The sequence below is a fragment of the Virgibacillus xinjiangensis genome (assembly GCF_042643145.1).
Taxonomy (GTDB): Bacteria; Bacillota; Bacilli; order Bacillales; family Amphibacillaceae; genus Virgibacillus_O; species Virgibacillus_O xinjiangensis.
On the sequence record NZ_JBHRSA010000046.1, the window covers coordinates 209,376 to 222,994 of the forward strand.

The 13,619-nt window shown below is 45.9% G+C and carries 10 protein-coding genes; 5 read left to right on the forward strand and 5 right to left on the reverse strand.

Translation table 11 applies throughout. From position 1 onward, the window contains the following. The first annotated feature begins 25 nt into the window (after positions 1-25). Entirely contained in the window at positions 26-637 is a 612-nt protein-coding gene (wrbA, locus tag ACFOGI_RS13040; protein ID WP_390273340.1) for an NAD(P)H:quinone oxidoreductase type IV, read from the forward strand. Between the two features lie 120 nt (positions 638-757). Here the strand turns inward: wrbA and ACFOGI_RS13045 are convergent, their stop codons facing one another. Then, positions 758-1,870: a M14 family metallopeptidase gene (locus ACFOGI_RS13045; RefSeq protein ID WP_390273342.1), complete on the reverse strand. Its 1,113-nt coding sequence runs from the start codon at positions 1,868-1,870 to the stop codon at positions 758-760. Between the two features lie 158 nt (positions 1,871-2,028). Between ACFOGI_RS13045 and ACFOGI_RS13050 the strand changes: the two genes are divergently transcribed. Then, on the forward strand, positions 2,029-2,823 hold the full coding sequence (locus ACFOGI_RS13050) for an ion transporter (protein WP_390273344.1): 795 nt from the start codon (positions 2,029-2,031) through the stop codon (positions 2,821-2,823). A 31-nt stretch (positions 2,824-2,854) separates the two neighbouring features. Here ACFOGI_RS13050 and ACFOGI_RS13055 read toward each other — a convergent pair whose 3' ends face one another. After that, complete coding sequence (locus tag ACFOGI_RS13055; RefSeq protein WP_390273347.1) at positions 2,855-3,871, reverse strand: LLM class flavin-dependent oxidoreductase; 1,017 nt, start codon at positions 3,869-3,871, stop codon at positions 2,855-2,857. A gap of 237 nt (positions 3,872-4,108) precedes the next feature. On the opposite strand from ACFOGI_RS13055, the gene rlmN reads away from it, so the two are divergent. After that, positions 4,109-5,194: a 23S rRNA (adenine(2503)-C(2))-methyltransferase RlmN gene (gene rlmN, locus ACFOGI_RS13060; protein ID WP_390273350.1), complete on the forward strand. Its 1,086-nt coding sequence runs from the start codon at positions 4,109-4,111 to the stop codon at positions 5,192-5,194. 49 nt (positions 5,195-5,243) lie between these two features. On the opposite strand, the gene ACFOGI_RS13065 is transcribed toward rlmN, so the two are convergent. Continuing rightward, positions 5,244-6,137, reverse strand: a complete 894-nt coding sequence (locus tag ACFOGI_RS13065) for an EamA family transporter (protein WP_390273352.1) — start codon at positions 6,135-6,137, stop codon at positions 5,244-5,246. Between the two features lie 25 nt (positions 6,138-6,162). After that, entirely contained in the window at positions 6,163-7,467 is a 1,305-nt protein-coding gene (locus ACFOGI_RS13070) for a GGDEF domain-containing protein (RefSeq protein WP_390273355.1), read from the reverse strand. A 205-nt stretch (positions 7,468-7,672) separates the two neighbouring features. Between ACFOGI_RS13070 and ACFOGI_RS13075 the strand changes: the two genes are divergently transcribed. Both ACFOGI_RS13075 and ACFOGI_RS13080 read left to right on the forward strand, forming a co-directional pair. Beyond that, positions 7,673-9,724 carry a catalase gene (locus ACFOGI_RS13075; protein WP_390273357.1) on the forward strand — a complete coding sequence of 684 codons (2,052 nt, stop codon included), beginning with the start codon at positions 7,673-7,675 and terminating at the stop codon, positions 9,722-9,724. A gap of 126 nt (positions 9,725-9,850) precedes the next feature. Further along, positions 9,851-11,899, forward strand: a complete 2,049-nt coding sequence (locus ACFOGI_RS13080; RefSeq protein WP_390273359.1) for a catalase — start codon at positions 9,851-9,853, stop codon at positions 11,897-11,899. 46 nt (positions 11,900-11,945) lie between these two features. On the opposite strand, the gene ACFOGI_RS13085 is transcribed toward ACFOGI_RS13080, so the two are convergent. Beyond that, positions 11,946-13,340, reverse strand: coding sequence for an alanine/glycine:cation symporter family protein (locus ACFOGI_RS13085; protein WP_390273362.1), 1,395 nt, complete (start codon positions 13,338-13,340; stop codon positions 11,946-11,948). Positions 13,341-13,619: the final 279 nt, after the last annotated feature.

Sequence of the window (13,619 nt, forward strand, 5' to 3'; positions counted from 1 at the left end):
TATGAAAAGGAAAGGAGTGGTCTCAATGGCGGAAACAGTGAACTTAGCGGTAATCTATTACAGTTCGACGGGTACAAACTATCAACTGGCTAAATGGGCCGAAGAGGCGGGCAATGAAGCAGGAGCAGAAGTGAGAGTTGTAAAGGCTCCTGAACTGGCGCCAGCAGAAGCAATCGATTCTAACCCGGCCTGGAGAGAGCATATAGATGCTACAAACGATGTGCCTGAAGCGACCTCCGATGATATTGAGTGGGCGGATGCCATTATCTTCAGTTCGCCGACACGGTTTGGCAATGCTGCTGCACAGATGAAACAGTTTCTCGATATGCAGGGAGGTTTGTGGGGGTCCGGAAAGACCATCAATAAGGTAGTCAGTGCGATGTCCTCTGCCTCCAATCCCCATGGCGGGCAGGAAGCAACCATATTATCCCTGTACACTACCATGATGCATTGGGGGGCCATCATCGTCCCACCAGGTTATACCAATGAGGCGCTATTCGGTGCAGGCGGCAACCCATATGGAACCAGTGTGACGCAAGGAGAAGATGGCCAGATGATGGAAGATGTGGAAGATGCTGTCAAACATCAGGCACGTCGCACCGTTGATGTGGCAGTAAGTGTAAAAGCCGGAAAATAAGGGAGAGAAGCTGTCTCTGTAAGAAAGGCAGCTTCTTTCAGAACGGCTGAAAGCCCCTTAAAAATAACGAAAGAGCATACCATTTAAATGGTATGCTCTTTCCATTGCATTGCCGAGAAATCATAAGAAACCTTCGGCGTTCAGAATGGACTGGAGTCCATGTCTAGCTTCTTTTATCACTGAATCTTTCCAATCTTGCTCTTGTGGATAGAACATAGCGATCATTTCATCCAGGATATAACGACGGTCTTCTTCTTTCACAGCACCTTCCCAGTATAGTTGGTTTTCGAACACAATGGTCATCAACTCACGCAGTTCAGCCTTTTTCCCCTCTCCAAAGGTACCGAACTCAAATAACGCTGAGAACAAATAGGTATCCGGGAAATCCTCCTGTATCTGATAGAAGTAATGGTGGGAATCACCTTTTATATCTTCTCCGGAGGACCGTACCACATGTTTCATATCATACTGTTCTTTTACTTGGTTGGTGTCCCGTTCGTCCTTTTCAGGCAGTACCATGGTCATTTCCTTCGCAGGGCCGAGAGCGGTATGCCAGTCCATGTGCACGACACGCTGGTATTTGTCGAGCATGTCCTGTTGGATCTGTTTCATGAAGAGTGTGTTCTCTTCAGCTGCATCTCCACCGTAGTAGACACCTTTCTTAAATTCATACTGCCCCATTTTCTTTGCTTCCTGTAGTCCGCCATAACCTTCCTTGAAAATTCCTTTTGTCAGTTGTCTGTAAAGTTCTGTCTTCTCTAAATTGAGATCCTTGATTCGGCCGGCGGGATTGAATAGTTCTTCTGCTTTTTCATAATGCTTGTTGATGTCTTTTGGAAGGGAGGAACGATTATAGATGTAATTGCGGTTAAGATCGATATTATTTTCGGTAACGCGGCGGAAGTGCCGCATTCCCCATGGGTTGATGGCATGGATCAGGCAGATACCCGTGTCGGAAGGATCTATTTTGTCCATGAACTCTTCTACAAAAAGCTGGATGGACGCTGCCCCCGCATAACCCTCGATGCCATGTTCACCACAAGAAAGGAAGATGACTTTCTCATTTTCCTCCAACGCTTCAGCAGAAATCATATCAATGGTATTATCATTTTCCTCGCCGATCATCTTGGAAGTCAGACGGGCCTGAGGCCATTTAGCTCGTACATTGTCTAAAAAATCACGGAAGACTGCCCGTGATTCTTCGTAACTGTCAGAAAAATAATGGGTTCCCATCGGATCAGTTCCTTTCTCGTCTTGTTTCTATCAACATTCCACTTTCTCTGTAAAATAAAACAACCGTCCTGAAAATAGGTGACTGTTGAGGTGAACGGAAGGTGACAAATAACAGGAGACCCAGTAAAATAGAGGGGTGGAGGAGGATCTGTTGAGTAATGAGTAGTTTGAGAGATAGATGTGGAATACTTTCGGAACATCCGTATTTCTTACGGGCAGTGGTAACACTTATTCTAATAAATGGTGTGCTGGTGGGACTAGAAACATATCCATATATTGCTGAAAGATATGGATCGTTGATTTACATAGCTGACCGTATTCTCCTATGGATATTCACTATAGAAATATTGATTCGGCTTATCGGAAGCAGGACAATTGGTTCATTCTTCCGGGAGCCTTGGAATGTATTTGATTTTGTCATTGTCGCAAGCGGCCATCTTTTTGTTGGAGGGCACTATGTGACGGTTCTTCGTGTGCTCCGCGTGCTCCGTGTCCTGCGGGCGGTTTCGATTATCCCATCGCTTCGACGCATGGTGAATGCGCTGTTGCTTACGATACCTTCGATGGGCACGATCATGTTGCTGATGGGGATCTTTTTCTATATCTATGCAGTGATCGGAACGATGCTGTTTCAGTCGATCGCACCAGAATATTTCGGTACGCTGCATGACTCCTTCCTGACTCTGTTCCAAGTGATTACCCTTGAGTCTTGGGCCAGTGGCGTGATGCGGCCTATTCTAGCACAGGCCCCATCATCCTGGTGGTATTTTGTCACTTTCATCATCATCGGCGCTTTTGTGATTATCAACCTGTTCGTCGGTGTCGTTGTCAATAATGTAGAAGAAGCCGCTCGGGAAGAACATCCCACACCAACGGACATCAAGTTGGAAGAAGTACATGAGGAATTGAAGGAACTGAAGGAATTCATTGAGAAAAATAATAGAAACACATAAGGAGCACCGCGGTATGCGGTGCTCCTTTCAGCTATTCCATCAACTCTCCGATGATTTCGTAAGAACGGAGACGGGCTTCCATATCATAAATCTGCGATGTGACGATCATCTCGTCGGCCTCTGTCTCCTTCTGGAAATTGAGCAGTCCTTCCCGTACGGTTTCCTTGCTTCCGATAATCGTGGTCCTCGGGTCCAAGGACTCTTGTACGGCGGCTTTTTCCATTGGGCTCCATACCTCATCCATATTTTCAACCGGCGGCTGAAGTTGGGTTGATTTCCCTTTCCGGATGTTCAAGAAACTCATTTGGAGGGAGGTAGCGTGATACCTTGCTTCTTCATCTGTATCTGCTGCAATCACGTTTACTCCCACCATGGCATGCGGTTTCTTCAATGTTTCGGATGGCTGGAAATGCTTCCTGTACAATTGGAGCGCAGGAATCGTATATTGCGGGGCAAAATGGCTGGCAAATGAGAAATACAGCCCTTTCTGTGCCGCGAGCCTTGCACTGAAATCACTAGAGCCAAGCAGCCAGATCGGAATATCAAGGCCTTGCCCAGGGACTGCTTTCACTCTGGAAACAGGCTCATCAGCAAAGTAGTCCTGCAGTTCATTCACCTGCATCGGGAAATCTTCCGGTCCTGTATTCAATGTGCGACGAAGCGCATAGGCAGTTGCCTGGTCACTCCCGGGAGCGCGCCCAAGTCCGAGGTCGATCCGGCCTGGATAGAGTGATTCCAAGGTACCGAACTGCTCGGCAATAACCAGTGTTGCGTGATTCGGAAGCATGATGCCACCGGATCCGATGCGCATACGGTTCGTGTTCTCTGCGATATGGCCGATCAATACAGAGGTGGCGGAACTGGCGATTCCCGGCATGTTATGATGCTCGGCAAGCCAGTAACGGTTGAAGCCCAGTTTCTCTACATGCTGCGCGAGTGCGACACTTTCTTTGAAGGACTCGCTTGGATTGCTTCCCTCTTTTATTGGTGCCAAGTCGAGTACGGAAAGAGGAATTTGGTTAAACTTTTTTATATGTTCAGAAGTCACTGCTTCTCACTCCTTTAAAGATGTACTTATGGGAAATGATACGAGGTTTCCAGATAATCGTCCATATTTCAGCTTGACCTATCACTAAATTCCCCCATTCATGGCCAATCATTCCTTTTGGACAAGAAGCAGCGGTGGCACTAGGACATCCGAAATCCCTTTAAAAACCATTTGCCACGAAGCTTGACATGAAGTAATATGTAAGGTAGCACTAAAAGCATTGAAAGAAGGTATATGATGACTAAAACATCCATTTACGGACTGACATATGATCAGCTCAAGGATTGGCTCATGGAAAACGGCCAAAAGAAATTCCGTGCTGACCAGGTCTGGAATTGGCTTTATAAAAAGCGGGTCGCAGCGTTCTCGGAAATGAACAATGTCAATAAGGAAACCATCTCCCTGCTGGAAGAGAACTTTGTCCTGCATACATTGGGCGAGGAAATCAAGCAGGAATCGAAGGATGGAACGATTAAGTTCCTATTCCGTCTGGCAGACGGCAATTTGATCGAGACGGTTCTGATGCGGTTCAACTATGGCCTGAGTGTCTGTGTGACGACACAGGTCGGGTGTAATATCGGCTGCTCTTTCTGCGCAAGCGGACTGTTGCGAAAAAGCCGCGATCTTTCCAGTGGAGAGATTGTAGAGCAAATCATGAACGTGCAGAAGCATCTGGACGCACAGGGGGAAGAAGAGCGGGTCAGCCATATCGTGGTCATGGGAATTGGCGAACCATTCGATAATTACAACAACCTGATGGACTTCATCTATGTGGTGAACGATGATAGAGGACTGAACATCGGTGCTCGTCATATAACGGTTTCTACTAGCGGACTTGCCCATAAGATCCGTGAGTTTGCAGATGAAGGTACACAGGTCAATCTGGCTATTTCCATCCATGCCCCGAATAATGAGCTGCGTTCACAAATCATGAAGATCAACAAGGCCTTCCCGATCGAGAAACTGATGGATTCGGTCGACTATTACCTGGAGAAGACCAATAGGCGGATCACCTATGAATATATCATGCTCCGGGATGTCAATGACCATGAGAAGGAAGCAAGGGAACTGGCGAAACTGCTGGAGAGCCACAAGCATTTAGCGTATGTGAACCTGATTCCTTATAACACGGTCGACGAGCACGACCAATACCAGCGCAGCCAGTCGGAAACCATCCAGGCATTCTTTGAAACACTCAAAAGCTATGGAATCCACTGTGGTGTCCGCTGGGAAAATGGCGCAGATATCGATGCGGCATGTGGTCAGCTCCGCAGTAAACAGATCAAGAAGAAAAAGAAAGCGGACAAGCCTAAAGCAGTATAATAGGAGAAAGGACAGTGTAATAGGGCACTGTCCTTTCTTTGTGATGGAATTACTTCATCCGGTACTTGAGCTTCATGCTGCCCAGTTCATTCATAACGATGGCGCCAATAATCAGGAGGATACCCGCCCATTGCAGGACTGTGATCTCTTCGGAAAGGATCAAACTGGCAGAGATGATAGCAACCGGAAGTTCCACTGAACTCAGTATATTAGCAAGACCGTCTGGCACTTGATGGGCTCCCATAGCGAAAAACAGTGGCGGCAATACAGCCCCGAACAGTCCAACACCAGCAGCCAAGAGCCATAATTCCGGACCACCGGCAGGGACATCAGGTATGTCCCCCATGAAAAGAATGGTAACCAGTATAAGTGAGCCTGTCACCATTGTGGCACTTCTGACCCATGGGTCGACCGTGGTAGCGGCCTTGCCGCTGAAGAAGATGAAGCCTGCATAAGAGAATGCTGCAAGCAGCCCCAGTACAACCCCGATAACAGGGACATCTTGTATGGTTCCGCCCACGAAATCAGAAGCAAAGAATACTCCTGTAAGAATGAGAGCAATGGCGCCCAAAGTAAGAATTGTCGGTTTTATATTCGTGAAGACCCACTCAAAGACCATCCCGATCCAAACAAATTGAAACAGCAGGATGATTGCCAATGATGCAGGAAGATATTGAATCGAAGCATAATAAAAGACACTGGTCAGACCGACAAATGCACCGGTAACCAGCAGTCTAACAATGCTGACTCTGTTTATTCCCTTGAAACTGGACCGGCGGACGATCGCAATACCCCATAAAAATAGAAAGGCAATAGCCATTTGGGCAATATTGAGCTGTCCCAATGAGTAGCCATTGGCAAAAGCGGTCTTGACAAATACCGGTGTAAAGCCGAAACTCGCAGCACCGACCAAAACGAAAAGTACCCCTCTGTTTTTATTCAAATGGATCGCCTCCTTTAATGCAAGGCTATCTTATCATATTTCCATTGGAATTTGGCAGGTTTCCTGATAATATTTCATCCCTTTTGGTGATGCTTTCCATATCCATCTCAGAGACTACCAAAGAATTCACAGAGGTCAACCGATTCTTTCCCGTATCTTTTGAATGCAGCAACAAGTCATCGGCGTATATATAGGCTTCTTTTATGTCCAAGTGCTTACTGGCTTCGAAAAAGAACATGCCATAGGAACAGGTAAGGTAGATGGATAGGTCCTCCATATGATAATCGGCTTTTGCCGGATTCCGCTGCATGGCAGTTTGGATGCCCTGTATCTGGGAAACGCACTCGTGATAGCTTTTTCCTCGGAATATGAAGGTGAATTCCTCCCCGCCGCTCCGAAATAGATAATCATCTTTAGTCAAGCAGGATGAAAATGTATTGGCGGCATGGAGGATGACTTGGTCCCCGACATGGTGGTTGAAGGTGTCATTGGTCTGCTTGAAGTCATCGATATCTGCTACCACCACGGCCATACGCTCTTCCATCTTATTCAATTCACCCATTACCTTGTCCATGTAGGTGCGATTATGGACTTGTGTCAAAAAGTCGGTGTATGCCATTGCTTCGAACTTATCCCGCTCGATTTTATGTCGGACAGTCTGGGGGTTGGAGAAGAAAGAACGGGTTACCGTATAATTCAGCAGAAAAAGAATGATCACCAATTCCCAATGCTGTTCCATGAAAAAGACGGTTAGCAATCCATTGGAAAACATGGTCCTTCCCAGTTCCAGGGGGCTTCGCCGTTGCAAAAATCCAGCTATTGCTTTCATGATGTGAATTTGTCCTGTGATTCGGGTGAGTGATAAAAGGATATCGGAAAGAATGGCGGTGAATACGACCAATATAGCGAGTAGCAGCCAGAAATCGAAAGGAAGGGGTTCTAGGAAGGGATATACCAGGTGGAAAAGGAAATATGTCATGGAGTATATCAGGCTGTATGCCCCTATTGTATAAAAAGCATGTAGGAACTTCGCCTTCTTTCCGGGAAATGCTATTTTCCGGTGGGTGACTAAAAGGAAGCGGTAGATTGTCTCAAAGAGAAAGGCCCCTGCAGGACCGACAATCAATACCAAAGCCAACCCGTAGGATAGTCCCTGGTCACCGTCAATTCTCAGCGTTTTCTCTTTGGCATTCAGGCGCCAGTTAAGGTAAGAGAAAATCAGGAAAAGGGCGAGGGCAGGTAAAAATATAGACAGCTCGACATTGATCTTCCCATATAGTATAGCGATGATCGCGGAACCAACAAATAGACAAAAAGTCAATACCCTCACCCCAGCCATCTCCTTGTATACATTCATTTAGGTAATTTTTACCAGATAGGTTCATTACTATATTACCATAAAACAGAGTTGTGGGATTCAACTTTTACTATTTCCCCGGAAATGAACAATCTAATGCTTTATGTTTCTGTTTACATAGAAAGCTGTATACCAGGAGATAGTAGGAATAAAAAGGATTGGAAAGGGGTCCCCATGTATGCAGGAGAAAGAGAATAAAGTGACAGAGAAGAGTAAACAGGAACAGTTGGAGCAATACAAGGTAGATGATTCCAATAAGAAATTGACAACCAATCAGGGGCTGAAAGTTTCAAACGATGAATTGTCTCTCAAGGCGGGTGAGAGAGGACCCACCTTAATGGAAGACTTTCATTTCCGGGAGAAGATGACCCATTTTGACCATGAGCGGATACCTGAAAGGGTGGTACATGCACGAGGCAGTGCGGCACATGGCTATTTTGAACTGTATGAATCGATGAAAGACTATACAAAAGCTAAATTCCTGCAAACCCCGGGAACGAAAACGCCTGTGTTCACCCGTTTCTCTACAGTAGTAGGATCCCGCGGCTCGGCAGATACTGTCCGTGATGTACGCGGGTTTGCGACTAAATTTTATACAGAAGAAGGCAACTATGACTTGGTCGCTAACAATATGCCGGTATTTTTTATCCAGGATGCAGTGAAGTTTCCGGATATCGTCCATGCGATTAAACCTGAGCCCCATAATGAGATTCCCCAGGCCTCAGGAGCCCATGATACATTCTGGGATTTTGTTGCAAACAATCAGGAATCAGCCCACCAGGTGATGTGGCTGATGTCTGATAGAGCAGTACCTCGGAGTTATCGGATGATGCAGGGGTTCGGCATTCATACGTTCCGTTTCGTCAATGAGAAGGGGAAAGGGCATTTTGTGAAGTTCCATTGGGTGCCGAAACTTGGTGTCCATTCCCTTGTTTGGGATGAAGCTCAGAAGATTGCCGGGAAAAATCCGGACTATAACCGTCAGGATTTATTTGACGCAATCGAGCAGGGCAATTATCCCGAGTATGAACTGGGTGTGCAGATCATTGATGAAAAGGACGAGTTCGCTTTTGATTTTGATATTCTTGACCCCACAAAAATATGGCCGGAAGAGGATGTTCCCCTACAAATCATCGGCAAATTGGTCCTGAACCGGAATCCGGATTACTTCTTTGCGGAAACGGAGCAAGTAGCCTTCCACCCGGGGAATGTTGTGCCGGGGATAGATTTCACCAATGATCCATTGCTGCAGGGGCGCTTGTTCTCCTACATCGATACCCAACTGCTCCGCCTAGGAGGGCCGAACTTTCACGAGATTCCAATCAACCGGCCGGTATGCCCTTTCCATAACAACCAACGGGATGGCTTCCATCGCCAGACAATCAATAAAGGGAAGGTATCCTACCACAATAACTCCCTATCGGGGAACCATCCGAAGCCGGCAACGGAAGCGGAAGGCGGGTATACCCACTATGAGGAGAAAGTGGAAGGCAGGAAAATACGTGCCAGAAGTGCAAGCTTTGCGGATCATTTCTCCCAAAGCAAGTTATTCTGGAACAGTATGAGCCCAACAGAAAAACAGCATATTATCGATGCCTTCAGTTTTGAAGTGGGTAAAGTAAAAAGCATGAATGTCAGGCAGCAGGTAGTTGAGATGTTTGCCAATGTGGATATTTCGCTCGCAACTGCTGTTGCAAATAATATTGGGGCGACCCCGCCAACAAAGACAGGTTCCGATGTGACCAAGTCATCCCCAGCACTCAGCCAGGAAAACACAATCAAAACCGCTGCCACTCGTAAAGTTGCAGTTTTGATTGACCAAGGGTATTCCGGCACCGCAGTCAAAAACAACCTCCATGAACTCCAAGCTGCTGGGGTGCAGTATGAAACTGTCAGCAGCAGGCAGGGAATGGTAAAGGGGGAAGATGGTACAGAATTAATGGTGGACCATACCTTTACAACCACTTCTCCTGTTGTATATGATGCTGTTTACATCGTTGGAGGTAGCGGGGAGAATCCTGCCTTCCATAAGGACGCTACGTATTTTGTCAAAGAGGCATTCAAACACTATAAACCAATAGGTGCAACCGAACAAGGGATCCAATGGCTGGAAGATAATAAGATCAATGGTGAGCCAGGGGTCGTCAATGGGGCTTCTGGTCCATTTGCAAACCAGTTCATTCAGGCAATTGCCATGCACCGCCACTGGAATAGAAAAATGATGGATTAACCAAGAGGAGTGCTGTTATGGCGCTCCTTTTTTCGTGGCTTTCCCTGTTTAGGAACTGTTTATTGGTGGAATAGAACTTCAATGGATTGCTATCCACTAAATAATCTCTAGGAGGGACAGTTGGCCATGAAAAACAGACGCAATGTCGATGGCAACAGTAAGGACGAACAACTGGAGCAGTTCCGTACAGAGGACAAGGATAAAGATCTGACCACCAACCAAGGGTTGAAAGTATCTGAAGATGAATTTTCACTAAAGGCCGGAGAAAGAGGTCCGACATTAATGGAGGATTTCCATTTCCGCGAAAAAATGACCCATTTTGACCATGAACGTATACCGGAAAGAGTCGTCCATGCTCGAGGATATGCAGCGCATGGGGAGTTTGAATTATATGAGTCGATGAAAGATTATACGGCTGCAAAATTCCTGCAGGAGCCTGGTACGAAAACCCCTGTCTTTGTCCGGTTTTCTACGGTGGCAGGATCTAAAGGGTCCGGAGAGCTAGCAAGAGACGTTCGTGGATTCGCAACCAAGTTTTACACGGAGGAAGGCAACTTCGACCTTGTTGGAAACAATATGCCCGTATTCTTTATCCAGGATGCTATAAAATTTCCAGATCTTATTCATGCAGTGAAGCCGGAGCCGCATAACGAGATACCGCAGGCAGCTTCCGCTCATGACACCTTTTGGGATTTTGTGGCCAATAATCAGGAATCAGCCCATATGATCATGTGGCATATGTCAGATAGAGCCATCCCCCGCAGTTTCAGAATGATGGAAGGTTTCGGAGTACATACCTTCCGTTTTGTGAATGAACAAGGAAAAGGGCATTTTGTGAAGTTTCATTGGAAACCAAAGCTGGGGGTTCACTCTGTTGTCTGGGATGAAGCACAGAAAATTAATGGGAAGGATCCCGATTTCCATCGTGGAGACCTGTATGAAGCCATTGAGAAGGGCAATTATCCAGAATGGGAATTCGGAGTGCAAATCATCGATGAAGCAGACGAAGACCAGTTTGATTTTGATATATTAGATCCGACAAAAATATGGCCGGAAGAAGAGGTGCCTGTACAAATCATCGGTAAAATGACTCTTAATCGGAATGTCGACAATGTGTTTGCCGAGACGGAACAGGTAGCTTTCCACCCAGGACATGTTGTACCTGGTATTGATTTCACCAATGACCCGTTGCTTCAAGGTAGATTATTCTCCTATACCGACACACAATTGATTCGACTAGGCGGGCCGAACTTTCACGAAATTCCGATCAACCGTCCAGTATGCCCATTTCATAATAATCAACGGGATGGCTATATGAGACAGACGATCAATAAAGGGCAGGTAAGCTATCATAACAACTCGTTTTGGAAAAATACGCCATCACCTGTCAGTCCCCAAAATGGTGGCTATCAACATTATCAGGAAAAAGTGGAAGGCAGGAAAGTGAAGGCACGGAGTGACAGCTTCAAGGACCACTTTTCCCAAGCAGCATTGTTCTATAACAGTATGAGTGCGCCTGAAAAAGAACATATCAAAGAAGCGATGAGCTTTGAACTGGGGAAATGTAAAAGCAAGGATGTCCGGCAGCAAGTAGTGGACATGTTTGCTAATGTGAATCTCGATATGGCCCAGGAAGTGGCAGAAAATATCGGAGTGAAACCTCCGGAAACAGGAGGATCGGAAGTCGCTAAAGCTTCTCCGGCTCTCAGTCAGGAAAATACGACCAAAACAGCGGAAACACGCACTACAGCAGTGCTGGTAGGAGAAGGTTTCAACGGTTCCGAAGTTAAGAAGGTTTTACAAGGTTTAGAAGAGAACGGTGTAGATCCAGTAGTCATCAGCAGCCGACAGGGAATGGTTAAAGCTGACGACGGTACAGAAGTGGAAGCAGCGGAGCGCTTCGATACGGCTGACCCTGTGTTGTTTGATTCCTTGTACGTTGTTTCTGGTGCTCGTGTGGACAAGAAATTCCAACAGAATGCTTCTTACTATCTCCAAGAGATGTATCAGCATTATAAGCCGATCGGGGCCACACATGAAGGGGAGCAGCTGGTTAAAGAAAATGAGATGGAAAATCAAGAAGGAGTAATTACAGAGCAAGAACCTGACAGCTTTGTAACACGGTTTGTAGATGCTGTTGCTGCCCATAGGTATTGGGGGAGAGACGTAGATTAATAGACAAAGAGAAAGGTGCTGGAAAATGTTCCAGCACCTTTCTTATTTAATCTTTATCACTGAATAACGTGATCTTAGGGGCTCCTCCATTCCCATTATAAATGCGGTACATATAATCATCCGTCAGGCTCTTTACCTCTCTGCTCAGGAAAATCATCGGTATGATATTCAGGATGACGACAATCGCAAGCATCAGATCCACTAATTGCCATACAAATTGGAGGCCACCGATGGCACCGATATAGATGGCTATCAGATAGACGATCCGCATTCCTTGTGCTGCTTTCGGATTAAAGAGGTATTCCGCTTGTTTCTCTCCATAGAATATTAGAATACCGATGGTAGTAATGACAAAGAATATGAGGAAGATGGCAATGAATGCACTGCCGAATGTTTCTCCGAATACACTTCCATAAGCGACACTGATCATGATAGAAGCCTGTTCAGGCCCTACTTCCTGCCATGCGCCTGTTACAAGGACCACAAGCCCCGACACAGTACAGATGATAATCGTGTCGACAAAAACACTGAAAACACCCCAAAATGCTTGTTTGGACGGATGGTCCGTCTGCGCTGCAGCATGAGCAATGGGAGCAGTACCTACCCCTGCCTCGTTTGAATAAAGACCTCTAGCCATTCCCCAACGCAATGCTTGAGCAATTCCCGCACCTGCAAATCCCCCGGCAGCAGAAATCGGTGTGAAAGCATGAGTGAAAATCAATGCGAAGACATGAGGTAATTCGTCGATATGCACCCCTATTATGATGAATCCAAACAACAAATAGGTAATGACCATGAATGGTACCAGCTTATCGGTTATCTTCGAGATTCTTTTAATGCCGCCAAACACCATGATACCGATAAGCACAGCAAGGATGATTCCTGTCATACTCTGTGAGAATCCGAACGTTCCCTCTAACTGTGTCGATATGGAATTGGATTGCACCATTGTACTTGGGATCAATTCAATCATCAGGAAAAACGCAAATAATGTCGCAACTTTGTCCCACCCTAAAGCTTTCTTTATGTAATACTGTGGGCCACCTACCCAAATTCCTTTATCATTCTTCTGCCTATATTTTAACCCCAGCAGAATTTCCCCGTATTTTGTCGCCATTCCAATTAAGGCGACCAGCCACATCCAGAATAAGGCCCCAGGTCCTCCAAGTGCAATTGCTATAGGCACCCCGACGATATTTGTTGCTCCGGCTGTAGAGGCCAGTGCCGATGTAAATGCCTGAAATGGAGTGATTGTCCCTGTATGCCGGTTCTTCTTGAATACTTGGCCAATCGTCTTTTTCAAGATATGCGGAAAAAGGCGCAATTGGAAGAACTTCAATCGATATGTATATAGTACTCCCGTGAATAGTAGTAAGGCTGATAACACATAGGTCCACATGAAATCCGATATGCCAGCCACAATAGCTTCAAATAATTCCATCTGTCTCATCCCATCCTCAATATTGTATGTACCTTTATTACCCTTTTCTTAATTTTATTACACATGTTTACCGGAATAAAGGAGGGAGATGAGAGTTCTGAGAGACTGATATTTTGATGTATACATAAAATGTAAACATGTAAACAAAAAGAAAACATTTGTGTTCTACATACGTGTTCATGTATGCAAAAACGTGTACATGCTGATATGACAGTCGTTTGCAATTTTGTAAACATGTAAACATAAGTTGTTTACAAGTGCACAGAATTGTACACACGA

What these genes read in the sequence shown, in the direction of transcription:
- ACFOGI_RS13085 (WP_390273362.1), bottom strand. Translation starts at nt 13,340, where the DNA reads ATGGAATTATTTGAAGCTATTGTGGCTGGCATATCGGATTTCATGTGG.
- ACFOGI_RS13080 (WP_390273359.1), top strand. Translation starts at nt 9,851, where the DNA reads ATGAAAAACAGACGCAATGTCGATGGCAACAGTAAGGACGAACAACTG.
- ACFOGI_RS13050 (WP_390273344.1), top strand. Translation starts at nt 2,029, where the DNA reads ATGAGTAGTTTGAGAGATAGATGTGGAATACTTTCGGAACATCCGTAT.
- ACFOGI_RS13045 (WP_390273342.1), bottom strand. Translation starts at nt 1,870, where the DNA reads ATGGGAACCCATTATTTTTCTGACAGTTACGAAGAATCACGGGCAGTC.
- wrbA (WP_390273340.1), top strand. Translation starts at nt 26, where the DNA reads ATGGCGGAAACAGTGAACTTAGCGGTAATCTATTACAGTTCGACGGGT.
- rlmN (WP_390273350.1), top strand. Translation starts at nt 4,109, where the DNA reads ATGACTAAAACATCCATTTACGGACTGACATATGATCAGCTCAAGGAT.
- ACFOGI_RS13075 (WP_390273357.1), top strand. Translation starts at nt 7,673, where the DNA reads ATGCAGGAGAAAGAGAATAAAGTGACAGAGAAGAGTAAACAGGAACAG.